We start from the raw sequence: 23,343 nt of genomic DNA, 5'->3' as shown, positions 1-23,343 counted from the left end.
AGGCTCCCGGCTTGTTATTGTTGGCCCAGATCGGCGCCAGTCGAGGCGGCGAGGTGAACGCCGCCCTGCCCCACCAGGATCAGGTTGCCGTTATCCAGTGCAGCTACCCCGGCCAGCGAAAGGCGGTCGGGACGGTTGATCAGGCTGAAAGTCTGACCGTGATCCTTGCTGCGCAACACGGTGCCACCGTGCCCTACCACAGCGACGTTGCCATCATTGAGCAGCGCGCCATCGGCCAGACCGAACTCCAGCGGACCATTGTTCGGCGTATTGAGTTTGACCTGCTGCCAGCTATCACCGAAGTCGGTGGAACGGAACAGGTGGCCGCGCAGGCCGTAGGCCAGCAAGGTGGCCGACTGGTCGGTGCCGAGCACGCCGAACAGCGAACCCTCGTAGGGCAGATCCTCGATGCGTTCCCAGGTCTGGCCCCAGTCAGCGGAGCGGAACATCTGGCCCAGCTCACCGACGATAAACAGGCCCGAGTCCTTCACAGCGGCAATGGCATTGAGGTGATAGGCGTCTTCGTTGTCGAGACGATCGCTGACGTCTTCCCAGCTCTGGCCACCATCGGTGGTTTCCAGCAGCGCGCCATAAGCGCCCACGGCGTAGCCGGTCTCAAGATCCTTGAACCAGATATCCAGCAGCGGCGCCTCGCGTTCGAGGTCTTCGTACTGCTTGGTCCAGGTCAGGCCACCATCGGTGGTCGCGAGAATCTGCGCATCATGACCGACCACCCAACCATGCTGGGCATCGACGAAAAACAGGGAGGTCAGCATCTGGCGAGTCGGCACCTTGGCCTGCTGCCAGCTTTGCCCCTGGTCGTTGGAATAGAGAATGTGGCCACGGTCGCCAACGGCAACCAGGCGCTCGCCGGTGTTGACCACATCGAGCAACAGGCTGTGCACGGCCTTGGGCGACTCGATGGCGAAGCCGGCATCAGCCGCAGCCGAGGTCTCGGCCTGCAAGGGTGCGGCAGCGAAAGCCAGAATGGAAAGCACACTGCACAGCGAGAGCGCTTTAGCCAGCGGCGAATGGACACGGAGCGCCGATTTGCGCGCCAGGATGTGCGCCAGACCGGACTGGGTGCGCCGCATGACGGGCTCACTCATATACCTTCCCCCTTTCTTGTTATAGGCGGTAATGCCTTCAGAGCCTACTCACGATTTGCTGCGCGTCGGCTCTGCTACCTTAAAAACCAGCTCGGAATGCTCATGTACAAAAGTACACTGCGCTTCCTCGCTTGTTTTTGCCTTGCATTGCTCTAGCTCGCGAAACCGTGAATAGACTCTTAGCAGGCCGCTCATCCTAGCGAGCTTCGGAAAGCCCTGACAATTGGCGCGACGTTATGTTTTGTTAAGGCAAAAACCGCGTGATAGAAGCCTATCCATCAAGCTGATACGAAAAGGCCGCTACTACTGTAGCGGCCTTCGCGTGAGACTACACGACTATTATCGCGTACCGCGGCGACGCAGGGCTGCTGGCTTGAAGTAGCCGTCGTCCGGAGTGGCCTGGGTGAAGTCGATGGTATTGCTCTCTTCGTTGTCCAGGTTCTGCACGTGATAACGACGCGCCTGCAGATCATGGAACACATCGAGCGCGGACCAGGTGGTCGGCAGGTCGTAGTAGTTCTTTAGGTAGGCGATGGATACGCGCCACAGCTCGCCACGACCGTCGTACTGATCCACCACCGCAGCCTGCCAGCTGTCCTCGTCGAGGAACAGGGTACGCTTGGAGTAGATGTGGCGGGCGCCGGACTTCAGCGTGCCCTCGACCACCCATACGCGGTGCAGCTCGTTACGGGTCAGCGCCGGGTTGAGGTGACCAACCTGCAGCAGATCCTTGTACTTAACCTCGGGGCTGGTGACCTTGTAGTTGTTGTACGGGATGTAGATTTCCTTCTTGCCCACCAGTTTCCAGTCATATCGATCCGGGGCACCGTTGAACATGTCGGTGTCGTCGGCGGTACGCAGACCGTCAGCAGCGGCGATCGGGGTGTCGTAGGCCAGGTTCGGCGCACGACGCACGCGGCGCTGACCGGCGTTGTAACCCCAGGCCTGACGGGGTTCCTTGACCTGATCCAGAGTCTCGTGAACCAGTACCGCACCACCGGCCAGACGCGCCGGGCTGGTGGTGAAGGACAGGTAGTAGAACATGATGTTGTTCAGGTCGGCGAAGGAGCCGTTCTGCAGGTAGTACTTGAACAGCGCTTCCTGCTGGGAAGTGACCAGCGAGTAAGCGCCATTGCGCTGCACTGCCACTTCCGAGGCGCGACGTACAATGTAGGTGCCGCGGTAGCGGGCGATGTGGTTCCACAGCGCCTCGACACCGTTCTGCGGGATCGGGAACGGGATACCGCCGTAGGCATCGGAGAAGCCGTTGCCGCCATCGACCAGCTTGGCGCTGGTGGCGTTCTTGACGGTGTTGTCATAGACCCACTGCGGCGCGGAGCCGGAGCGACGGCTCTGATACACCGGCATCTGATAGGTTTCCGGATAAGCCTTGAACATGGCGATCTGACCCGGGGTCAGGTTGGCCTCGTACTGGCTCAGGTTGGCCGCGGTGATGGTGAACAGCGGCTTGTCGTCGGGGAACGGATTGACGTGGTGCTGGCCCGAGCGGCTGTATCCAGCCGGGGCCTGGGTGATGCCACCGGTCCAGGCCGGAATGGTGCCTGCGGCATTGCCGGCTTTTTCGGCGCCGAAGGGGGTCAGGGTATCGCCAAGTTTTGCGGCTTCCTGCGAGGAAACGGCAGCCAGCGCGGAGCCGGCGGAAAATGCCAGCGCAACGGCTACGGCCATCAGCCTGTGCTTGTTCAGCATGGGTAATTCTCCGTGAAGAGTATTGCCGGGTGCCCGAGAGCGCCCGGCGTATTTCTGGTTATAGGTATTAGAAGGAGTACTTGACGTTCAAACCGATGTTGTCGCGGTCACGCGCACCGTTGTTCTGGCCTGCGCCATAGAACTCGGTGTACTGGAGCTCGGCTTCCAGGCTGTTCAGGTAGCTGGCGCGCATACCGACGGTGTAGGCCTTGCGACCTTCGATGAAGTTGCCGGTCTGGTGCGAGTTACCTTCGAAATCGTGCTTGAACACCGCGAATGGCGACAGGTTTACGCCGGCGTAGACGTCGTTCCAGGTGCCAGAGAGGACCAGGGTGTAACCGTAGGCGTTCTTGTTGACTTGGTCGTCACGGTCGTAGCCGGAGATGTAGGAGCCATTACCACGCCCCGAGTAGTAGCGAGTGCCATTGCGCGAGTCGTACTGCAGGCTGTCACCACGCAGGTGCTCTGAGGCCAGCTCAGCGATACCGAACAACGAGTCAAAGCCCAGACTCGGGCCGAAGTTATAAATGGTACCCAGGGAAGTGTTGAATGCTTCAACGCGGGTGTAGTTGTGAATTTGATCGCCCAGTTGCACTTGCTGGCCACCGATATTCACACGACCACCGCCAGCCAGTTGAGGAGCCTGGGTCAGCAAATCGCCGAGCAGATCGTTGGTTGCAGCAATGCCGATCGGCAGGTTCGGGCGGTAGGACAGCTCACCAAAAACGGAAGCGTTACCTACGGTTGTGTTGAAGCTGAAACCGTACATGCGGATGTCTTCGGCATACTCGCGACGCGCATTGACCTGGTTGGCTACGTCGATGGTAGCCAAGCCACCAGTGGCGTTAGTCACAGCGCTGGTCAGAGCATTCGAGTAAGCAGTAGCCAGCGCAGGGTTCAGTGCCGGGTTGGCCAGTACAGTTTGCAGGGCAGCAACGGATACACCTGCCTGAGCTGCGACCGCCCGTTGCACTTGAGGGCTCAACGCCCCTTGCGCCTGAGCGGCAATCGCACCGAGATCAAGGCCCTGGTATGCACCCAGGTCAGCATAAATAGTCGGCTCTTTGGCGTGGTAATTGACGAAATAGAAACCAAACTCGGTCGAGTTCAACTCTTCAGCGATATAACGGAACGCGACACCAAACTGACCGTCGTTCTTGGCATTGATATCCGGACCAACGCTGGCCACCTTGATGTTGCCGCTGCCGTCAACGGTACGACCGCCTTGCAGACCACCGATACCCGCAGCGCTTAAGCCGGAATACAGGCCACCCAGGGGAATAAGCGCAGTTTGAGTCGAATAGGCAGTATTACCGCCGTCCGCGAACAGATCGGTCTCGGAGAAATAGGTACCCACCGGGTCGATGGCGGTTTCTTTCCAGTTCCACTGGTAGAAGGCTTCCATGGAAAGATTGTCAGTCAGGCCGACGTTGAAGCTCAGCGCCTCGACAGGCACCAGCACTTCCTTCACTTCAGAACCTGGCAGACGGAATTTGGCGGCGTCGACCGGGTTGGTGGTGTTTACGCCGTTGCGGTAGAACAGACCTTCACCCCAGTTGAAAACCTGCTTACCCAGACGACCGGAAACCGGCATGTTGCCGACATCCCAGTTGCCATAGACGTAGGCGTCTAGGATCTGCGCATCACGGCCAGCCTTGTGACGGGTTTCGCGAGTGAAACTGTTGTCACGAGGAGCGCTCTGGCTCGGCTGAGCGGGCGAGTTGGCATCGTAATAGTCATTGCGCTTGTCCATGATCTGGGTGTCATAGAAAGCCGTACCACGGATAAAGACACCGTAATTCTGATAGGACGCTTCCAGGTCACTGGTGATCTTGAACACTTCGGAAACCAGGCCGGTATCGAAGTTGCGGTTGCCGTCGTTGGTGTTGATGTCGTCGTTGGTCTTGTCCTGGCCCTGGACGCGCCACAATTGACCGTAGGAGATGGTGGTATCGAGGGAGCCGGTGATTTCGTTATCGGCGAAGCTGAACTCCACCGCTTGAGCCTGGGCGGCGACCAGCAACGGCAGAACACCAGCGAACGCAAAGCCGGCCTTGGCCGGGGCAAAACGTAGAACGGGCTTGCGGGACTTAATTTCCATCGAGACTCACTCCGTGGACAGATCATTCTTTTGAGCGATCCCGAATCCGGGTCGCGATATGCCGTACTGGCGACGGCTTGTGTTTTTATTTGCAGCGACATGTTTTCAACGGCCAGCATGCTCTCGCACGCGGCCAAATCCTGTTCGTTACTGCAACCATGATGCCAATTCAAACGAATGTATCAGCGCAAAGACGCAAGCTAGACGACCGGAAGCCACCTGAACCGTGACTGATCAGCCATTGACCAACACGTCAGCTATTCCCCGAAAAACTGACGCACTTTGTCCTACGATCCGACGCTTTATGCCACTCACCACGCGCCTCGCAGCACAGCTGGGCAACGAATATCACCTCGCTGTCAAGCGACGAAGCCCGAACTTAAGTGTGCAAAGGCATAACGGACAGTATGCATATTTCATTGGGTAACGAAAAAGTGTTACCAGCCAGAGGCCGGTAACACTTTTTTTGTAGAGCAAAAAACGTCTTAGGCCAGGCTTTTGCTCACCACCTCGTAGACATCGCTGGACAGTTCACCGGAAGCGAGTATGCGCTCCAGCTCGCCCTTCATCAGCGCCTGACGAGCCGCGCCGTATTTACGCCAGCGGGTCAGAGGAGCCAGCAGACGCGAAGCGATCTGCGGGTTGAGGGCGTTGAGGGTGATCACCTGGTCGGCGAGGAAGCGATAGCCGGAACCATCGGCCTGATGGAAGTTGATCAGGTTCTGGTTGGCGAAGGCACCGATCAGCGCGCGCACCTTGTTCGGGTTCTTCAGGGTGAAGGCATCGTGCTGCATCAACGCATGCACGCGCTCCAGACCACCCGGCAGCGGGCAACCAGCCTGCACGCTGAACCACTGATCCATGACCAGCGGATTGTCCTTGAAGAAGTCGGCGAACATGGCCAGTGCCTTGCCCTGCTCTTCCTGGAATGGCGAATTGACCAGTACGGCCAGGGCCGTCAGGCGCTCGGTCATGTTGTCGGCGTTGTCGAACTGATCGACGCAAGCCGCCAGCACCTCGGGTTTCTCGCTGAGCATGAGGTAGGACAACGCGATGTTCTGCAGACTGCGGCGAGCGAAGTGCGCCGCCTCGGCCACGTAAGGGGTGGCCTTGGAGACTTCACGATTGGCTTGGTAGCGCGCCCACAGCGGGGCGAACAGCGCGGAAGCCAGCTCCTTGCGGGCGAATTCGCGCGCGGCGTGGATGGCCTCGACATCTGCGACCTCGCTGATCTCGGTCAGGTAGGCCTCGCCCGGCAGCGAGAGCATCTCCGCGACCATGGCCTGATCCAGCGACTCGTCTTCGAGCAATGTGCGCAGCGCGGCGACCAGGCGCTGATCCAACACCAGAGCTTCGCCGCGCTGATGCTGGCCGATCAGCTCCTGCAGCACCTGCACGGACAACTGCTGGCCAGCCTCCCAGCGGTTGAAGCCGTCGCTGTCGTGCTGCATCAGGAACATCAGCTGATCGCGGTCATAGGGGAAGTGCAGCTTGACCGGGGCGCTGAAGCCGCGCAGCAAGGAGGGCAACGGTTTCTCGGCGACGCCTTCGAAGGTGAAGGTCTGCTCGGCCTTGGTCACCGACAGCACGCGACTGCTGCCCTGTGCTGCTGCCTCACCCTGCAGGCGCAGCGGCAGTTCATTACCCTGCGCATCGAGCAGACCGAGCGCCACCGGAATCACGAACGGCTGCTTCTCGCTCTGCCCTGGCGTGGCCGGGCAGCTCTGGCGGAAGGTCAGGCTGTAGGTCTGTGCGTCGGAGTCATACGCCTCGCTGACCGCCAGGCGCGGCGTGCCCGCTTGGGTGTACCAGCGTTTGAACTGGGTCAGATCGATGCCACTGGCATCTTCCATGGCCTTGACGAAGTCGTCGCAGGTCACGGCCTGGCCGTCGTGGCGCTCGAAGTACAGGTCCGAGCCTTTGCGGAACAGCTCCGGCCCAAGCAGGGTGTGGATCATGCGCAGCACTTCCGAACCCTTCTCGTAGATGGTCAGGGTGTAGAAGTTGGAGATCTCCATGTACGCGTCCGGGCGCACCGGATGAGCCATGGGGCCAGCGTCCTCGGCGAACTGATGGGTGCGCAGGTAGGCCACGTCCTCGATGCGTTTGACCGTACGCGAATGGGTGTCGGCGGAGAACTCGCTGTCGCGGAACACGGTGAAGCCTTCCTTGAGCGACAGCTGGAACCAATCGCGACAGGTCACGCGGTTGCCCGACCAGTTGTGGAAGTACTCGTGCGCCACCACTGCCTCGACACGCTGGTGCGCGGCGTCGGTGGCGGTCTCGGCCTTAGCCAGGACGCAGCTGGAGTTGAAGATATTGAGCCCCTTGTTCTCCATGGCGCCCATGTTGAAATCGTTGACTGCTACGATCATGAAGATGTCCAGGTCGTACTCCCGGCCGTAGACCTCCTCGTCCCACTTCATCGAGCGCTTGAGGCTGTCCATGGCGTGCTGCACCTTGTCGATGTTCTCCGGCTCGACGTAGATGCGCAGCGCCACTTCACGCTTGCTCATGGTGGTGAAGTTGTCTTCCACGCACCAGAGGTCACCGGCGACCAGGGCGAACAGGTAGGCCGGCTTCTTGAACGGGTCTTCCCAGGTCGCCCAATGACGACCACCCTCTTCCGAGCCGCTGGCAATCGGGTTGCCGTTGGACAAGAGCACCGGGTAGGCATGCTGCTCGGCGCTGACCGTGGTGGTGAACTTGCTCATCACATCCGGGCGGTCGAGGTAGAAGGTGATCTTGCGGAAGCCTTCGGCCTCGCACTGGGTGCAGAACATGCCGCTGGATTTGTACAGCCCCTCCAGCGCGGTGTTGCTCTCCGGGTGAATGCGCACACTGCTGTCGACCACGAAGCGCTCCTGGGTCGGCTGCAGGGTCAGGTGGCTGTCGGTCAGGCTGTAATCGCCCCCGTCCAGCTCACGATCATCGAGCTTGAGCTCCAGCAGCTCCAGTTGCTGGCCATCCAACACCAGCTTCGGCAGACCTGCACCGGCTTCAGGGTTGCGACGCATGACCAGTTGCGCGTGCACCAGACTGTGATCCTCGAACAGCTCGAAGGTCAGGTGGGTCTCGTCGATCAGGTAATCGGGAACCTGATAGTCCTTCAGGTAGATGGTCTTGGATTGTTCGGTGCGCATGGCTCTTGGCCTCTCGTCTGCGGCGCCTCGGGCGCCGGTGGCAATCGGGTGTCAGGCGGCGATCTCGTGGACGGCCAACTGGTAGGCGGTGTACTTGCGGATATTGATCACGCCGGTATCGAACATCAGGTACTGGCCCTTGATACCGAGCAGGGTACCCTCGGCCAGCGGCTGCTTGTCCAGGTTGAAGCTGGTGATCTTGGCCGGATAGGCCTCGATGGGATAACGAATCGCCTGCACCTCGGCCGCGGACAGCGGCTGAATGGCCAGCAGGCCGAAGCGCTGCTGCAGCTCGGCAATGCCCGCGCCACAGCTGTCGAACAACTGCTCGCGAATGGCCAGCAGATCGACCGGCTCAGCGTCGCCTTTTAGCAACGCACGCCAGTTGGTCTTGTCCGCCACCTGACTGCGTAGCAGATCCTCGACGAAGCCGGACTGCTGCCGGGTGGCCACGCGTAGAATCGGCAGCGCTTGAGTCGCGCCCTGGTCGATCCAGCGCGTCGGCACCTGAGTAGCGCGGGTGATGCCGACCTTCACGCCACTGGAATTGGCCAGGTAGACAATATGGTCGGTCATGCAGAACTGCTCGCCCCAGCTCGGCTCGCGGCAGGTGCCTTGATCGTAATGGCACTTCTCCGGACTCATGATGCAGATATCGCATTGCGCCAGCTTCTGCATGCAGGGGTAGCAGTAGCCCTGGCTGAAACTGGTCTTGGTCTTGCGCCCGCAGTGCGTGCAATGGATAGCGCCGAGGAATTCCAGGCGCAAGTGCTTGCCCACCAGCGGGTTGACCGGTACTTCTTCCTCGCCCAGGCGAAAGGCGTATTGCACTGGTGCATCCAGGTGCGCCTTCATCTTGCTTAGCGAGCCACGCCCCAATTCGCTCATCAGTGCAGGGTATCCGAGGACTTGAACAACAGGTTCGGCACCGGCTCGGACTTGCTGCTGCATTCCTGCGGGCCCATGTAGCCGGTGCGCTCGTCCTCCGGCAGGTTCTGCACTTCCCAGGCGATCATCGCCTGCAGGCTCAGCTCTTTCTGCTCCTGAGTCAGCTTGCGGCCGTCCGGCCATTTGCCGATTTCCACGGCCAGCTTGAGGCTCTCGTAGATTTCCGGGGTGATGTTTTCAATCGCATCGAGAAAGGACGACATACAGGTCTCCAAATAAATCGTAGGGTGGGCCGGGCGGCGTTCCGCTTCAGCCCACCAAATAAATCAGCGTCTTGCCAGCATACCTCCAAGCAGCCCAGTCAGGCAGCCGATGAGCAGGCCACCGACGTGCGCGCCGTTGGCAATAGCGCCAACCCCCAGGGTTTCGAAGATGCCGGTCATACAGACAACCAGCCAGATCAGCATCATTACCAGCACGCCGGGCGGTAGCTGGTAGACCGGATTCGGCGCCAGGCGCTGGTAGATCCAGCAATGCCCGAGCAGGCCATAAAGCACGCCAGACAACCCGCCGAACAACGAAGGCCCAGCCCACCAGTATTGGGCGAAGTTCGACGCCAGGCCGAACAGCAAGGTCAGCCCGAGCAGACCAATGGCCCCCTGACGAAACTCGATGCGCCGCCCCAGCTCCCAGTACCACAGGCTGTTCATCGCCAGGTGCAGCCAGCCGAAGTGAATCAGCATCGGCGTGATCAGGCGCCACCACTGACCGCTGCTCAAAGTGGCATCCAGATAGGTCAGATAGATGCGCTCACCGTCGATACGAAAATCGACGAAGCTCAGCCAGCGGATGGTGGAAAAATTCTCGCCCGCCAGGGTCACGGCAAAGACGATGAAGGTCGCCAGCAGCACCAGTGCCGTAACCGGACTGCGCCGCAGCTGCGTGAAGAAGCTGTCCCGCACAGGCGCAGCGCCTACCGGCAACTCTCCACCGGCGTCGCCCTGCGGGTGACGCGCATAAAGCTCGCGCACCTGCCCGGCAAGCTGTTCACCTGGCACCCAGAGCACCTGCTCACCGCCCTCTTCCGCCACCCGGTGCGGCACGTTCAAACGCTGCAACAGGCCAACGAAGCCGCTCAAGTCGGTATCCAGCGGCAAGCGCAGCACTTCTACTGCCGTCATCGCGGCGCCTCCTGCGGGTCGACATCGACCCAGACGAATTTGCCCGCATCAAGACGTGTTTCCTGATCCAGGCGATAAGCGACCAAACGGCCGCCGACCACTGCGCTGTAGTCCAGGCAGGCCAGATTGGGCCGGATCGGCGCCGGCTTGCCGCGTCGCCAGTAGTGCCCGACGAACAACAGCGGCTCGTGCGCGCCATACCTGAGCAATTCGTCTTTCTGCAGTTCGGTCAGCGGCGTCTGCGCCGCCAGCTCCGGCAAGGCATCGGGTTGGAAGACGATATCGCCGTAGGTCTTCGGGTCCTCTTCCCAGAACTTGGTGCGGAAGTAGGAACGCGTGAAGCCATCACCGCTGGTCAGGGTCAGGCCGTGCGGCAGGCGCATGTCGGTGCCGCGCAGCAGGCGATCAAGCGCCATGTTGGCGAAGCTGCCGGGCACGGCCGAGGCCTGCAGGAAATGCTCGTCGATGCAGCCATCGGGAAATTGCGCCTGCAGCGGTGCGATCAGCTCGGCATCCCAGCAGGCGTGCACGACGCGGAAGCGCCCGGCGTCGATGAACAGTGGCATCTCATAGAACCAGCGGAGGAATTCGCGCCACTCCTGTGGATGGTCTTCGAACTGCGCCAATGTCTCGCGCATCAGGCGCTGATGACGCGGGCTGTGTTCGCGCACGTAGTGACGCCCGCTGCCTGGTGGAGCCGGTGTACTCCAGCCCAGCGCGTTGAACTCGTGGTTGCCCATGATGCACAGTGCCTGGCCTGCGCGAACCATATCGTGCACCAGGTGCAGGGCTTCACGAATGCCAGGGCCACGGTCGACCAAGTCACCGAGGAAGATCACCATGCGCGTCGCATGGCGCCACACGCCGCCCTGCTGGCTATAACCCAGGCGATCGAGCAGACGTTCGAGGGTGCGCGCACAACCGTGGATATCACCGATCAGGTCATAGCCACGATGGGGGTCGAGGGACATTCAGTCCTGCCCTCCCAGGCGGCTGCCCCAACCCAGCTTGGTGCGGCAGACCTCGTAGTAGTTGTGATCCAGCGGATGGATCAGGCGCAGCTTCTGCGCTTTCTTCGCCACGTGCAGGGTGTCGCCCGGCGCGCAGGTGAAGTGGTTCTGGCCGTCGCAGGACACCTGCGGGTAAATGGTCATGTCCGGTGATACCACCACCTTCAGCTCGCTGTTGCCGTCGACCACGATAGGCCGGCTGGACAGGGTGTGCGGGTACATCGGCACCACCACGATGGCATCGAGCTTGGGATGCATGATCGGCCCGCCTGCGGAGAGCGCGTAGGCGGTCGAGCCGGTGGGTGTAGCGACGATCAAGCCGTCGGCCTTCTGACTGCAGACGAACTGGCCGTCGATATACAGCTCGAACTCGATCATCCGCGTCGACTTGCCGGGGTGCAGTACCACGTCGTTGAGTGCATCGCCCTGGCCGATGGCCTCGCCCTGGCGGCGCACCTCGGCCTCCAGCAGAAAACGGTTCTCGGTGAGGTAGTGGCCTTCAAGCACCTGCGCCACCTTGAGCTCCAGCTCATCGGGGCGAATGTCGGTGAGAAAGCCCAGGCTGCCGCGGTTGATCCCCAGCACCGGTACCTTGTGCCGCGCCAGGGCGCGCGCCGCGCCGAGCATGCTGCCGTCGCCGCCGACGACGATCACCAGGTCGCAGACCTCGCCCAGCATCTTGCGCGAGGACGTCTGCAAGCCATGCCCAGGCAGCACGTCAGCGATGGTGTCCTCGAGGATCACATGCAGGTGGCGGTCGATCAGAAAGCGCTTGAGGCGGCGTACGGTTTCCAGAACCCGCGTGCTGCCCAGGCGCCCGATGATGCCGACATTGCGAAATTGCTCCATGGGACTCCCGCCAGACAGATAAGAAACGAAGAGAGATTATCGGCCAAACGCCGGGGCCGCAGCAAACCACTGCTGTTGCTGCGCTATGCTCGGGATCATGAGCGACCCTGACCTGATGCATGACCTGCTACAAAGCCTGCACACCCCTGCCGTGCGCGACTTGGCGTGGACACTGCTCTCGCCACCCATGCTCGGTGATACCACGAAAGCCCAGCGTCATCCCCTGCAAGCCAGCTGCTGGACGCGACAACCGCAACAACTGAAAGACTGGCTTGCGCAGCAGGACAAGGACCCCAGCCCACTGCACACTTGGCTGGCGGCAAAACCGGTGCGTCGCCTCGGCCTCTATTACGAACGCCTATGGCAGTTCGCCCTGCACGCGGCGCCGGATATAGAGGTGGTCGCCGCCAACCTGCCGATCCGTCAGAACGGCCAGACACTCGGCGAGTTGGACCTGCTATTGCGCGACGCGGAAGGCGAGCATCACCTGGAGCTGGCGGTGAAGTTCTACCTGGGCACGCGCGGTAGCGACGCGGCGGACTGGCTCGGCCCCGGCAGCCATGATCGGCTTGACCTGAAGCTCGGTCACCTCGCGCAGCACCAGTTGCCCCTGTCGTCGCGCCGCGAGGCACGCGCGACCTTGAACGAGCTGCAGTTGGGCGATACTCGGTCCGCCTTCTGGCTCGGCGGCTACCTGTTCTACCCCTGGCCTGGTGATTGCTCATCACCTCGCGGTGCGGCGCCCGAGCACTGCCAAGGCCGTTGGCTACGCCAGCGCGACTGGGATACGTTCGCCGCGACCAAACCGGACGCTCGCTGGCAACCCTTGCCGCGATTGGCCTGGCTGGCACCGGCGTTGGTAAAGACTGACGAGGCCTGGCCCGCAGACACCTTCCAGCAATGGCTGAAGCTGCTACCGCCCGACGCCCAAGCGCAACTGCTGGTGCGCCTGGAGGAAGATCACGCCGGGGATTGGCGAGAGGTCGAACGAATTTTTCTGGTCAACGATCAGTGGCCAGCGCAGTCGTAGCCCGGATGCAATCCGGGACGCTGCTACCGGCAATCCGCGGGCTTCACCCACCTCGTTGATAGGCCGCAGGGCCAGCGCCAATCAACGGCTACGTTCGGTACGCCCACCGGAACGCGCCAGATACCCTGCCCCGCTCTCACATAGCAGTGCGTCGCGCTGCACCGCCGGCAGGGCATCCAGGCCGCCACGCAGGGCATAAACGCTGTAACCCAGTTGCGAGAGCAGAAACACCGCACTGCTGCTGCGCTTGCCGCTGTCGCAGTAGCACAGGTAGGTGCGTGAGCGATCCAGCAGGCGCGCCTTGAGGCGCAACAGCTGCAGCGGCATATGCAGCGCTTGCGGCGCGTGCGCCTTCTCGTACTCTTCCTGCAGCCGCACATCCAGCCACTGCGCGCCCTGTGTCAGCAACCTGGCGCCCTCGCCCAGCGACACCTCGGCCACTACTGGAGCCTTGAGCAAAGCAAAGAAATCCTGACGATCCAGGCGCAGCACACTGCCCGCCTCGACCATAGTCACCGTGGCATTGCGTGGCCGATCAGCAAGCAGCGCTTCTTCACCGAAACAGGCGCCCACCTCCAGCTCCGCCAGCACCTGATGATCACTGCCAGCACCGCGAATCACCTCGGCGCGGCCACTTTCCAGGAAATAGCAACAATCGCCGGTAGCGCCTTCTTCAAGCACCTGGCTACCAGCAGCCAGCTCGACCCTCTGCAGCCGCGCCAGCATGTTCTGCACGTTGGCTGGCGGTATCTTGGCAAATAGCGGGTTTTCCAGCAGTCGCTCCAACCATTCGATATCGGCGCCACTGTGTTGCAATGCCAATAACAGATCCTGATGCGCCAGACGCCAGGTCAACAGGCGATCGAGCGTGGCACTGTCGATCATCAGCACGCTGATATCGGTCAAGGCGCGAGCGTCATGCAACCGTGGCAGGCCGGGTGACACCGGGTGACAGCTGATCTCGCTGCCGGCCTGCAACGTCTGCGTCCTACCCGCGGCATCCTGTAACTGCAACTCGCCAGCCAGCAGATAGCAGGTCAGGCGCGCCTGATCCCCCTGACGAAACAGCAGTTGCCCGGCCAGCAGCGGCTGCGGCACCAACTGGCTACGCAACTCGCGCCACTGCTGCGCGGAAAGCGCGTTGAGCGGCGTCAGGCTGCGCAGTTGTTCGGGGGTAAGGGGTTCGCTCATGAGGATTTCCAGGCTCCGCTGGTCAGACCTGAGTGTAGTCGGCACTGGCGCCCATCAACACCCGTCGACCTTGCAAGCCGCCAGTATGAATGAAGATCAGCCGAGTGCCGCGTGCGAGTTGACCTTGCTCGCAGAAATCGCGTAGCGCCATCAGCGCCTTGCCGGTATACACAGGCTCCAATGGCACACCGCAGGCTTGCTCGGTTTCCAGGATGAACTGGCGTAGCGGCTCATCGATACGGGCAAAACCGCCGCGTGCTGCCTCGATCAGTTGGTGACGCCGCGCCGACGCCCCGGCCTCGTCCAGCAACGTGGCGACCTGAGTGGCGACGCCGTGATCATTGGGTACCGCCTGCGCGCCGAATACGCTGCGCTGACCATCACCCAGCAGCAAACCAGCCAGGGTGGTGCCGGTCCCCGCAGCCAGCCACCAGGCATCGAAATCAGACCAGCCGATATCGGCCAACTGCGCTTCGGCCATCTCCACCAGACAGCTACAGCCATTGGCGCCCTGAAGTCCCAGACCGCCCTCACCAATCACCTGAAAATTCGGGTATCGAGCGAGCCAGGGCACCCAGAAATCCGGTTGATGCCGCGCACGGTAGCCACCGTAACCCAGCCAGTGCAGGGTCATGCCCATGCGCTGCAGATCATCGACGGTCGGGGTCTGCTGCTGCTCACCACGTAACAGACCGACGCTGGTGAAGCCGAAACGCCGGCCCGCTGCAGCCAGCGCATGTAAATGATTGGAGTGCGATCCCCCCAGACTGATCACGCCCTGAGCGCCGTCCGCAGCAGCCCGCTCAAGATAGGGCGCGAGCTTGAACCACTTGTTGCCGGACAACAGGGGGTCGACAAGATCCAGGCGCAGACAGGCAAGCTCGACGCCGGCAGCCTCGAGCCAGTCCAGTTGCAGACGTTGTAGCGGCGCCCGCGGACGCCAGGTGGGAATCCGTACTGGCAAGATCAGCTGACGGTACGCAGACGACTGCTCGCCTTGTGCCGCGCACAGCAGTTCGAATCACCCAGAGCGAAACGGCTGGGCGTATCAACGCGGTCGATGGGAATGGCGCAGCGCTCTCCACTAGGCAAAGCTGCGTCGCAGCTGGGCTGCTGATAATGCGCCAACCAGTGGCGATACTGCTCTTCGGAAACGAAGCATTTACCCGCAGCGTAGGCCATCGGGTTGTCCTGGTAGCGGGCGACGTCCTGTAGAGGAATGGTCAGGTGTCCGGCGCCAGGGTGGTACACCACGAACACCACGCCAAGCTTGGCCAGACGATCCAGCACCTGGTCACCGCCCTGACTGGCAAATGCATCGCGCTCACGCTTGAGGCGCTCGATTTCCGCTTGCAACTGGGCATCCAGCTCGTTGCGATAGGCCAGTTCAACGTCACGAATAGCGATCTGCTCCTTGTACTCCGCCACGGCCGCAACCACCTTGGCGCGCATTTCGCCGTCGAACTGCGCACGCAGGATGTCGCCCTCGGTACGACCATGACGCTCAAGGGCACGCAGCTGTTGAGTCATGTCTTCACGGCTGCTCTGGAAACTTTCAGCCTGGGCGGCCAGTTGCGCCTTGAGGTTAGCGTTGAGCTCCTCCTGCTGGCGCAGCGCCTGATGCAGCCCATGAATCTGCCCCTGCAGATTCTTGCTCTGCTCCTCGCTGGCCAGTTTGAACTTGGCCAGTTCGTCTTCATGCTGTTGGGTCAGGCTGGTGATGCGCAGACGCTGCTGCTGAATCAGCTGCGCGGTCTTGGCTCGATGTTCCTGATCCATTTTCTGCGCCAATTGCTCGGCCACTTCCTTGGCCGGATCGGGCGCATACCATTTATCTTCGGAGGCCACCTGCAAACGCTCGGCAACCACCGCCTGAGCACTGTCGTCCTCGATCAGCAACCCAAGCTGATTGCGTTTGACTGCATCGCGCAGCAACACCAGGTCATTTTGAGCAGGTGCCAGACTCGGGTCCCAAAGGTGCATCTGATGCCAGGAAACCGGACACTGGCTGCGACAGGCCAGGCGAATCGGCCCAGCGCCAAGATCCGGACCACGGCCGGCGCGCTCGGCCAGGTGTTGCAGAGGAATGTTCCAGCCCTTGTCGGGGCGACCGTCCTCGTCGAAATCCAGAAAGAAGAACACCGCAGCCCTGACCAGCAGGCGCGGATTGATCACCACGAACACCGCACGCATCTGCTCGTCGGCGAATTCGGGCATGTTCACCACGCCGTCGAGCAAAGCCTCGAACTCAGGGAACATCATCTGTTTGCAGATACCGCGTTCACTGAAGAACATCACGGCTTCCACCATCTGCGGCTTGTTCTGCATGCTCATTGAGGACCCTCTGGACCAACCGGGAATGCGCGCGCGCATAGTCGCGTGCCGGAGCAGCGCATACTCCGGCACTGATATCGTCCTTGATATCTGAGGCAAGTCTAGGGGAAAACCCGACCACAGCAATGTGACTGGGTTGGCACTCACTCTGCGAGCCAGGCCGAATAGACCACCGCTTAGCGCAAAAATGTGACAAGACCGGAAAGTACGAAAGCTGCCAGCGACCCGGTCCGCCGGGATGAGTCTCAGCCTGCCCAACACAACTCGATCGGCGGATTCTTGCTTTTCACACCTGCCTCACAAGCGGAATTTCGCCTATTTCAGCCAGTACCATCAGGCTCATCCGCTCTAGAGCGGTGGTCCGACAACCTGGCACGTCACCTGCTCTGGCACCTACAAGCCCGCGCGCCTGTCGCGCGGCCGGACTGATAAAAAAGACAAGAGGTCAGCGATGTTCCGCTATCACTTCACTGCCAACCCCTCATCGTTCAATCCGCTTCGCGAGCGTCTATCCCGGCGCCAGAAGGCTGCCTGCACAGCACTGCCGCGTGCTTAGCTAAAAATAACAATAACGGAGAATTTCCATGCACTTAGCCAAGCGCCTTGGCCTGTTCGCCGCTGCCGCGATTTTGGCCAATAGCCCCAACGCTCACGCCAATCCAACCTCGATCAATATCCTCACCGGCGGCACCAGTGGCGTTTATTACCCGCTGGGCATGAGCCTGTCCGACCTTTATAGCGAGCGCATCGCAGACTCGACCACCAGCGTGCGGGCCACCAAAGCCTCGGTGGAGAACCTCAACCTGCTGCAGATCGCCCGCGGCCAGTTGGCCTTCGCGCTAGGTGACTCGGTGGCCGATGCCTGGAAAGGCGACGAAGAAGCCGGCTTCAGAGCGCCGCGTGATCGTCTGCGCGCTATCGCCGGGATTTACCCGAACTACATCCAGATCGTCGCCAGCAAGGCATCGGGGATCACCAGCTTGGAAGACCTGCGCGGCAAGCGTATCTCCGTCGGGGCGCCGCGCTCGGGTACCGAGCTTAACGCCAGAGCCATCTTCAAGGCCGCAGGTCTCAGCTACAGCGACATGGGTCATGTCGAATTCAAACCCTACGCCGAATCGGTCGAACTGATCGAGAGAGGCCAACTGGACGCCACCCTGCAGTCGGCAGGCCTGGGCATGGCGGCGATTCGCGACCTGGCCGAACGCGTGCCAATCACCTTCGTTGCCATTCCAGAGCAGGTGGTGTCACGTATCGGCAGCAGCGCCTATCAGTCGGGCACCATTCCTGCCGGCACCTACAAAGGCCAGGGCAGCGACGTGACGACGGCGACCATCACCAACGTTCTGGTGAGCCAGACCAGCGTTTCCGACGCCGTGGCCTATCAGATGACCAAGTTGCTCTTCGAGAACCTCGACCGCTTGGCCGAAGCGCATCCGGCAGCCAAGGACATCAGACTGGAGCGAGCCACCAGTGGTCTGCCGATTCCGCTGCACCCAGGCGCCGAGCGCTTTTACCGAGAAGTGGGCGTTCTCAAGTAGAGCGCCGTTCAGCCTTTGGCTGCAGCGAGAAAAGGCGCCAGGCGCTGCGCCATCTCGGCACCGAGCGCCTGCAAGCCACTCATCGGACGCACCATCACCTCGAACTCGACGATTCGTCCCGAATCGTCGAAACGAATCATGTCGATTCCTTTCAACTCGCGCCCGCCAACCTTCGCGGAAAACTCCAGCACCACATTAAGGCCATCGGCGGTGGCCAGTTCACGGTGATAGGCGAAGTCCTCGAATACCTTGAGCACAGTATTGAGGATCATATTGACCACCTGCGCCCCCGGATACGGGGTGTGTGCCATGGGTGAGCGGAACACCGCCTGTGGGTGCAGCAACTCAGGCAAGGCGCTCAGATCCTTGGCGGCGACGAATTGGTGCCAGCGCTCGAGGCTGGCTGCAGCGGCAGGTTGCAGCTGGGCATTGAGAGACATCGGCTTCTCCTTGTTGTTGTCAGGCCAGACAGCCAACACCTCGCAGCAGACCGTATGAAAACTACTGCGCTCGGCCATGCTGCGTTAAAAAACGGCTCAAAATGCTCATTTACAACTCGTAAACTGCGCTTTCTCGCCATTTTTTGCCTTGCCTGACCTTCGCTCGCTACGTTTTCAAACGGTCTGTAGGCGGGGCGTCATCATTACAGCTCAGCAGCCAGACGCGAGCCCTGGTTGATCGCCCGCTTGGCGTCGAGCTCGGCGGCAACATCCGCGCCACCGACCAGGTGCACGCGCTGGCCAGCGCTCTCCAGACCTTCCTGCAGCTCACGCAGCGGGTCCTGGCCGGCGCAGACGATCACGGTATCGACCGGCAACACCTGCTCCTCGCCACCAGCGATGCGGATATGCAGACCGGCATCGTCGATCTGCACGTATTCGACGCTGTTGAGCATCTGCACGTTCTTGTTCTTCAGGCCGGTGCGATGAATCCAGCCGGTAGTCTTGCCCAGGCCGTCGCCGACCTTGGATTTCTTGCGCTGCAGCAGGAATACCTGACGCGCCGCCGGGTGCGGATGCGCCTCGACACCCGCCACGCCACCACGGGCTTCGAGCGCGGTATCAATACCCCATTCCTTCCAGAACTCGACGCGATCGAGGCTGGTGGCCTTGCCCTGATGGGTGATGAATTCGGACACGTCGAAACCGATACCGCCGGCGCCGATCACCGCGACCTTCTGCCCGACCGGCTTGCGCTCGAGAATCGCGTCCAGGTAGCTGATCACCTTGGCATGCTCGATACCTGGAATCTCCGGGGTACGCGGGGCAATGCCGGTGGCCAGGATGATTTCGTCGAAGCCGCCCGCCACCAGGTCGTCCACCGACACACGGGTATTCAGGCGCACGTCGACGCCAGTGGTTTCCAGCTTGCGCTTGAAGTAACGCAGGGTCTCGAAGAACTCTTCCTTGCCCGGCACGCGCTTGGCCACGTTGAACTGGCCGCCGATCTCGCTGGCCGAATCGAACAGAGTCACGCTGTGGCCACGTTCGGCGGCGACGGTGGAAGCGGCCAGGCCAGCCGGGCCGGCACCGACCACGGCGATCTTCTTCACCATGGTGGTGGGGATGTAGTTCAGTTCGGTCTCATGGCAAGCACGCGGGTTGACCAGGCAGCTGGTCAGCTTGCCGCCAAAGGTGTGGTCCAGGCAGGCCTGGTTGCAGCCGATGCAGGTGTTGATCTCGTCCGCGCGGCCTTCGGCGGCCTTGTTGACGAAGTCCGGGTCGGCGAGGAACGGGCGCGCCATCGACACCATGTCGGCATCGCCCTCGGCCAGCACTTGCTCGGCCACTTCCGGGGTATTGATGCGGTTGGTGGTGATCAGCGGGATCGACACCTCGCCCCTGAGCTTGGCGGTGACCTTGGTGAAGGCCGCGCGCGGCACCTTGGTGGCGATGGTCGGGATACGCGCTTCGTGCCAGCCGATACCGGTGTTGATGATAGTGGCACCAGCCTGCTCGATGGCCTTGGCCAACAGCACGATCTCGTCCCAGGTGCTGCCGCCCTCGACCAGATCGAGCATCGACAGGCGATAGATGATTATGAAGTTCGGCCCAACCGCCTCGCGCACGCGACGGACGATTTCCACCGGCAGGCGCATGCGGTTTTCGTAGCTGCCGCCCCAGCGGTCGGTACGGTGGTTGGTGTGGGCAACCAGGAACTGGTTGATGAAATAACCTTCCGAGCCCATCACCTCGACGCCGTCATAACCGGCCTGCCGGGCCAACGCGGCGCAATTGACGAAATCGGCGATCTGCTTCTCGATGCCCTCTTCGTCCAGTTCGCGCGGCTTGAACGGGTTGATCGGTGCCTGGATGGCGCTCGGCGCCACGGATTTGGGGCTGTAGGCATAACGCCCGGCATGCAGAATCTGCATGCAGATCTTGCCGCCAGCCTCATGCACGGCCTGGGTGACGACCTTGTGCTTCTCGGCCTCTTCCACTGTGCTCAGCTTGGCTGCGCCGGAATACACGCCGCCCTCCTCGTTCGGGCCGATGCCGCCGGTGACCATCAGGCCAACGCCGCCACGGGCACGCTCGGCGAAATAGGCCGCCATGCGCTCGAAGCCGCCCGGCTTCTCTTCCAGACCAGTGTGCATGGAGCCCATCAGCGTGCGGTTGCTCAGCGTGGTGAAGCCGAGGGCGAGCGGGGCCAGCAGGTGCGGGTAACGAGCAGTCATGGAATTCTCCACATCGCGGTGCAGTTCACGGATTGCCGCGGTCTCATGGGCACGCGGTCGGTTATGGAGCCAGACGATAAAGAGGCTGCCAGCCATGCTCAATGATCAAAACTAACAAGATAATGATCAAAAGTAGCAATTCACCTTGGCAGCACGGCTCGACCGACCTAACCTGCACCGCAACGAAGCCGAACATCCCGAAATGCGCCTACTGATCACCCTACTGCTCTCACTCGCCCTGCTGGCCGGCCTCGGCAGCTACGCCCAGTGGATCGAGCAGCGTCCCAGCAGCCACTACCTGTCCGACCTGCGCAGCCAGGTCGCGCTGGATATCGGCGAGCCCGGCCCGCGCGGTAATCTGCTGGGCATCCAGCCGGAGCTGTTCCCAGCGGACTACCAGAGCCTCGCCCGCCTGCGCCTGAAACTGGCGGCCTACCTCGATCACGCCCGCGAGCGGGGCATGCTCAACGCGCGCACCGTCGTCGTGCTGCCGGAACATATCGGCACCTGGCTGCTCGCCGTTGGCGAGAAGGCAGAGCTCTACCGCGCCACCGAGCGCCGCCAGGCCATGCATTGGCTGGCGGTAACCAACCCGCTGGATTTTCTCGGCGCGCTACTGGGCGCCGCAGACGACGCGCGCCTGGACGATGCCATGCTGCGAACCAAGGCCAAGAGCATGGCGCGTGACTATCAGCAACTGTTTGGCGCTCTGGCTCGCGATTACCAGATCACCCTGGTGGCGGGTTCCATCGTTCTGCCCGAGCCTCATATAGAACAGGGGCGTCTCGAGATCGGCCGCGGGCCGCTGTACAACGTCAGCCTGGTCTTCGACCGGGCCGGCAACCCGCTCGGCCAGCCACAACGCCACGCTTTCAGTGCAGGCGCACTGACGACCGAAACAAACGGCGCCGTGCAGGTGCTGGAGACCCCGGCAGGTCGCCTCGGCGTGCTACTCGGCGGTGACATGCAGCAGTTGCGCCAGGCAACGACGGCTGGCGACGAGACCATCGAGCTCTTGGCAATGCCCAGCGATCTGGACAGCCAGGCGGACGACGCCGAGTTTGGTGAACAACTGCAGACCCATGGCATTCGCGCCGGGCTGAAAGTCCATCTGCGCGGCCGATTGTGGGAGCGTAGCGGTCAGTCCCAGGCGCTCGCCTTCGATGCCGGACGCAGCGAACGAGGCGCCAGCGAGCGTGGCGCGCAACTGATCAATCTATGGTTATGAAGGCATCACGCGTTCGCCTTGGCGATCTCTCCGTCGGCTTCACCCAGGCATTGGCCGACGCACTGCGCGAACAGGGCCAGCGCCCCGAACCGCTGCTCGAACAGTTCGGTCTGGATTCAGCACGCCTGGGCGAGCCGCGCGCGCGCCTGTCGATCCCGCGTTTCATGCGCCTTGGCCATAGCGCCATTGCCCTGTGCAACAACCCCGCCCTGGGCCTGGACATGGGCCGTCACAGCCGCCTGAGCCAGGTTGGCCTGGCTGGTATCTGCGCCGCGCAAGCGCCTGATCTGCGCGAAGCGGCACGCACCCTGACCCGCTTCGAACCGCTGTATGCCGCCAACTATCGCGGCCGTTCGGGCTTCAGCGAGGATGCCCGCGGCGCCTGGCTGCATTTCTATTCGATCAGCCCCTACAACGCCTACAACCGCTTCGTGGTGGATTCGGTGCTGGCCGGCTGGCAGAACAACCTGAGCCAGGTGGTCGACCGCCCCATCATCTCAGACAAGGTGGAAATCGAATTTCCGCCACCCGACTACAGCGAGCGTTACGAGCCCCTGTTCGGCTGCCCGGTGGAATTCGCCAGCGGCGCCAACCGCCTGCGCCTGAGCAGCGAAACCCTGGCCCTGCACAATCCACAGCATTGCCCGGGCACCTGGCGGCACCTGCTGGAGCTGTGTGAACGAGAGCTCGATCAACTGACCCGCACGCGCAGCCTGCGCGAACAGGTCATCCAGCTGCTGGGGCCCTTGCTGCACGGCCATGAGCCGGACCTGCAGGAAGTGGCGCGTAGCCTGCACCTGCCGAGCTGGACGTTGCGGCGCAAGCTGGCCGAGGAAGGCACGCAATTTCGCGCCATCCTCAACGACACCCGCCGCGACCTGGCCACGGCCTATATCCGTGATACCGAGCTGGCCTTTGGCGAGATCGCCTACCTGCTCGGCTTCGCCTCGGCCGAAGCCTTCCAGCGCGCGTTCAAGCGCTGGCTCGGGCAGACGCCAGGCGATTACCGCCGCACACAGCGCAGGGCCAGCGGCGCAGCTCAGAGTTCGGTGGCGTCGTCGTCCACATCGGGCATGTCCTGACTGAGGACGTCGCGCTCGAGCAGTTCTTCCTGATAGTCATCCATCGGACATTCTCCTAGGGCATTTCATCTTTCGTTAGCAAGCTACGTTGCCAGTGTGAAGACAAGATGACGAAAAACCGCAGGGCGATTGATTACCCCGGATCACAGGCAATAAAAAACCCGTCGATCTTGCGATCGACGGGTTTCGTATATGGCGCAGCGGACGGGACTCGAACCCGCGACCCCCGGCGTGACAGGCCGGTATTCTAACCGACTGAACTACCGCTG

18 protein-coding genes are annotated in these 23,343 nt (G+C 61.8%); 4 read left to right on the top strand and 14 right to left on the bottom strand.

Annotated features, from left to right (window positions below):
* Positions 1 to 14 precede the first annotated feature (14 nt).
* The 9 genes from EGJ86_RS20770 to EGJ86_RS20730 form a co-directional block, all read right to left on the bottom strand.
* Positions 15 to 1,109: a WD40/YVTN/BNR-like repeat-containing protein gene (locus tag EGJ86_RS20770; RefSeq protein ID WP_372237983.1), complete on the bottom strand. Its 1,095-nt coding sequence runs from the start codon at positions 1,107 to 1,109 to the stop codon at positions 15 to 17.
* Positions 1,110 to 1,448: 339 nt separating this feature from the next.
* The gene (locus EGJ86_RS20765) at positions 1,449 to 2,819 is read right to left on the bottom strand and encodes a DUF1329 domain-containing protein (RefSeq protein ID WP_125836470.1); all 1,371 of its coding nucleotides are present in this window, start codon (positions 2,817 to 2,819) and stop codon (positions 1,449 to 1,451) included.
* A gap of 67 nt (positions 2,820 to 2,886) precedes the next feature.
* A complete protein-coding gene (locus EGJ86_RS20760) occupies positions 2,887 to 4,920 on the bottom strand; it encodes a DUF1302 domain-containing protein (RefSeq protein ID WP_125836469.1) in 2,034 nt (677 codons plus the stop codon).
* 485 nt (positions 4,921 to 5,405) lie between these two features.
* Positions 5,406 to 8,063 carry an aminopeptidase N gene (gene pepN / locus EGJ86_RS20755; protein ID WP_125836468.1) on the bottom strand — a complete coding sequence of 886 codons (2,658 nt, stop codon included), beginning with the start codon at positions 8,061 to 8,063 and terminating at the stop codon, positions 5,406 to 5,408.
* 51 nt (positions 8,064 to 8,114) lie between these two features.
* On the bottom strand, positions 8,115 to 8,951 hold the full coding sequence (locus tag EGJ86_RS20750) for a DUF2797 domain-containing protein (protein WP_125836467.1): 837 nt from the start codon (positions 8,949 to 8,951) through the stop codon (positions 8,115 to 8,117).
* Positions 8,951 to 9,214 carry a YeaC family protein gene (locus tag EGJ86_RS20745; protein ID WP_125836466.1) on the bottom strand — a complete coding sequence of 88 codons (264 nt, stop codon included), beginning with the start codon at positions 9,212 to 9,214 and terminating at the stop codon, positions 8,951 to 8,953. The genes EGJ86_RS20750 and EGJ86_RS20745 overlap by 1 nt, the downstream gene beginning before the upstream one ends.
* A gap of 63 nt (positions 9,215 to 9,277) precedes the next feature.
* Positions 9,278 to 10,132 carry a rhomboid family intramembrane serine protease gene (locus EGJ86_RS20740; protein WP_125836465.1) on the bottom strand — a complete coding sequence of 285 codons (855 nt, stop codon included), beginning with the start codon at positions 10,130 to 10,132 and terminating at the stop codon, positions 9,278 to 9,280.
* On the bottom strand, positions 10,129 to 11,103 hold the full coding sequence (locus tag EGJ86_RS20735; RefSeq protein WP_125836464.1) for a metallophosphoesterase: 975 nt from the start codon (positions 11,101 to 11,103) through the stop codon (positions 10,129 to 10,131). Before EGJ86_RS20735 ends, EGJ86_RS20740 begins: the two co-directional genes overlap by 4 nt.
* A complete protein-coding gene (locus tag EGJ86_RS20730; protein ID WP_099523283.1) occupies positions 11,104 to 11,991 on the bottom strand; it encodes an NAD(+) kinase in 888 nt (295 codons plus the stop codon).
* Positions 11,992 to 12,088: 97 nt separating this feature from the next.
* Between EGJ86_RS20730 and EGJ86_RS20725 the strand changes: the two genes are divergently transcribed.
* Positions 12,089 to 13,021 (top strand): DUF1853 family protein, encoded by a 933-nt coding sequence (locus EGJ86_RS20725; RefSeq protein WP_125836463.1) that lies wholly within the window; start codon positions 12,089 to 12,091, stop codon positions 13,019 to 13,021.
* A gap of 81 nt (positions 13,022 to 13,102) precedes the next feature.
* On the opposite strand, the gene EGJ86_RS20720 is transcribed toward EGJ86_RS20725, so the two are convergent.
* Genes EGJ86_RS20720 through EGJ86_RS20710 form a run of 3 tightly spaced genes read right to left on the bottom strand, consistent with a single transcriptional unit; the run spans position 13,103 to position 16,546 of the window.
* The gene (locus tag EGJ86_RS20720) at positions 13,103 to 14,212 is read right to left on the bottom strand and encodes a cyclic nucleotide-binding domain-containing protein (RefSeq protein ID WP_125836462.1); all 1,110 of its coding nucleotides are present in this window, start codon (positions 14,210 to 14,212) and stop codon (positions 13,103 to 13,105) included.
* A 22-nt stretch (positions 14,213 to 14,234) separates the two neighbouring features.
* Positions 14,235 to 15,176, bottom strand: a complete 942-nt coding sequence (locus EGJ86_RS20715) for a 1-aminocyclopropane-1-carboxylate deaminase/D-cysteine desulfhydrase (protein ID WP_125836461.1) — start codon at positions 15,174 to 15,176, stop codon at positions 14,235 to 14,237.
* Positions 15,177 to 15,178: 2 nt separating this feature from the next.
* The gene (locus EGJ86_RS20710; protein ID WP_125836460.1) at positions 15,179 to 16,546 is read right to left on the bottom strand and encodes a chromosome partitioning protein ParA; all 1,368 of its coding nucleotides are present in this window, start codon (positions 16,544 to 16,546) and stop codon (positions 15,179 to 15,181) included.
* Positions 16,547 to 17,130: 584 nt separating this feature from the next.
* Between EGJ86_RS20710 and EGJ86_RS20705 the strand changes: the two genes are divergently transcribed.
* The gene (locus EGJ86_RS20705) at positions 17,131 to 18,087 is read left to right on the top strand and encodes a TAXI family TRAP transporter solute-binding subunit (RefSeq protein WP_125836459.1); all 957 of its coding nucleotides are present in this window, start codon (positions 17,131 to 17,133) and stop codon (positions 18,085 to 18,087) included.
* Positions 18,088 to 18,095: 8 nt separating this feature from the next.
* Here the strand turns inward: EGJ86_RS20705 and EGJ86_RS20700 are convergent, their stop codons facing one another.
* A complete protein-coding gene (locus EGJ86_RS20700) occupies positions 18,096 to 18,527 on the bottom strand; it encodes a nuclear transport factor 2 family protein (protein WP_125836458.1) in 432 nt (143 codons plus the stop codon).
* 203 nt (positions 18,528 to 18,730) lie between these two features.
* Complete coding sequence (locus EGJ86_RS20690; RefSeq protein ID WP_125836457.1) at positions 18,731 to 20,764, bottom strand: NADPH-dependent 2,4-dienoyl-CoA reductase; 2,034 nt, start codon at positions 20,762 to 20,764, stop codon at positions 18,731 to 18,733.
* Positions 20,765 to 20,966: 202 nt separating this feature from the next.
* On the opposite strand from EGJ86_RS20690, the gene EGJ86_RS20685 reads away from it, so the two are divergent.
* Together EGJ86_RS20685 and EGJ86_RS20680 are read left to right on the top strand one after the other, a co-directional pair.
* On the top strand, positions 20,967 to 21,992 hold the full coding sequence (locus tag EGJ86_RS20685; RefSeq protein ID WP_125836491.1) for a carbon-nitrogen hydrolase family protein: 1,026 nt from the start codon (positions 20,967 to 20,969) through the stop codon (positions 21,990 to 21,992).
* A complete protein-coding gene (locus tag EGJ86_RS20680) occupies positions 21,989 to 23,074 on the top strand; it encodes an AraC family transcriptional regulator (RefSeq protein WP_177432896.1) in 1,086 nt (361 codons plus the stop codon). Before EGJ86_RS20685 ends, EGJ86_RS20680 begins: the two co-directional genes overlap by 4 nt.
* The last annotated feature ends 269 nt before the right edge of the window (positions 23,075 to 23,343 follow it).

The organism is Pseudomonas sp. o96-267, from assembly GCF_003935465.1.
GTDB lineage: Bacteria > Pseudomonadota > Gammaproteobacteria > Pseudomonadales > Pseudomonadaceae > Aquipseudomonas > Aquipseudomonas sediminis.
This window is presented reverse-complemented; position numbering and strand designations above follow the sequence as displayed.

Coding starts and splice junctions, on each gene's coding strand:
- EGJ86_RS20770 (WP_372237983.1), bottom strand. CDS start 1,109: ATGAGTGAGCCCGTCATGCGGCGCACCCAGTCCGGTCTGGCGCACATC.
- EGJ86_RS20765 (WP_125836470.1), bottom strand. CDS start 2,819: ATGCTGAACAAGCACAGGCTGATGGCCGTAGCCGTTGCGCTGGCATTT.
- EGJ86_RS20760 (WP_125836469.1), bottom strand. CDS start 4,920: ATGGAAATTAAGTCCCGCAAGCCCGTTCTACGTTTTGCCCCGGCCAAG.
- pepN (WP_125836468.1), bottom strand. CDS start 8,063: ATGCGCACCGAACAATCCAAGACCATCTACCTGAAGGACTATCAGGTT.
- EGJ86_RS20750 (WP_125836467.1), bottom strand. CDS start 8,951: ATGAGCGAATTGGGGCGTGGCTCGCTAAGCAAGATGAAGGCGCACCTG.
- EGJ86_RS20745 (WP_125836466.1), bottom strand. CDS start 9,214: ATGTCGTCCTTTCTCGATGCGATTGAAAACATCACCCCGGAAATCTAC.
- EGJ86_RS20740 (WP_125836465.1), bottom strand. CDS start 10,132: ATGACGGCAGTAGAAGTGCTGCGCTTGCCGCTGGATACCGACTTGAGC.
- EGJ86_RS20735 (WP_125836464.1), bottom strand. CDS start 11,103: ATGTCCCTCGACCCCCATCGTGGCTATGACCTGATCGGTGATATCCAC.
- EGJ86_RS20730 (WP_099523283.1), bottom strand. CDS start 11,991: ATGGAGCAATTTCGCAATGTCGGCATCATCGGGCGCCTGGGCAGCACG.
- EGJ86_RS20725 (WP_125836463.1), top strand. CDS start 12,089: ATGAGCGACCCTGACCTGATGCATGACCTGCTACAAAGCCTGCACACC.
- EGJ86_RS20720 (WP_125836462.1), bottom strand. CDS start 14,212: ATGAGCGAACCCCTTACCCCCGAACAACTGCGCAGCCTGACGCCGCTC.
- EGJ86_RS20710 (WP_125836460.1), bottom strand. CDS start 16,546: ATGAGCATGCAGAACAAGCCGCAGATGGTGGAAGCCGTGATGTTCTTC.
- EGJ86_RS20705 (WP_125836459.1), top strand. CDS start 17,131: ATGCACTTAGCCAAGCGCCTTGGCCTGTTCGCCGCTGCCGCGATTTTG.
- EGJ86_RS20700 (WP_125836458.1), bottom strand. CDS start 18,527: ATGTCTCTCAATGCCCAGCTGCAACCTGCCGCTGCAGCCAGCCTCGAG.
- EGJ86_RS20690 (WP_125836457.1), bottom strand. CDS start 20,764: ATGACTGCTCGTTACCCGCACCTGCTGGCCCCGCTCGCCCTCGGCTTC.
- EGJ86_RS20685 (WP_125836491.1), top strand. CDS start 20,967: ATGCGCCTACTGATCACCCTACTGCTCTCACTCGCCCTGCTGGCCGGC.
- EGJ86_RS20680 (WP_177432896.1), top strand. CDS start 21,989: ATGAAGGCATCACGCGTTCGCCTTGGCGATCTCTCCGTCGGCTTCACC.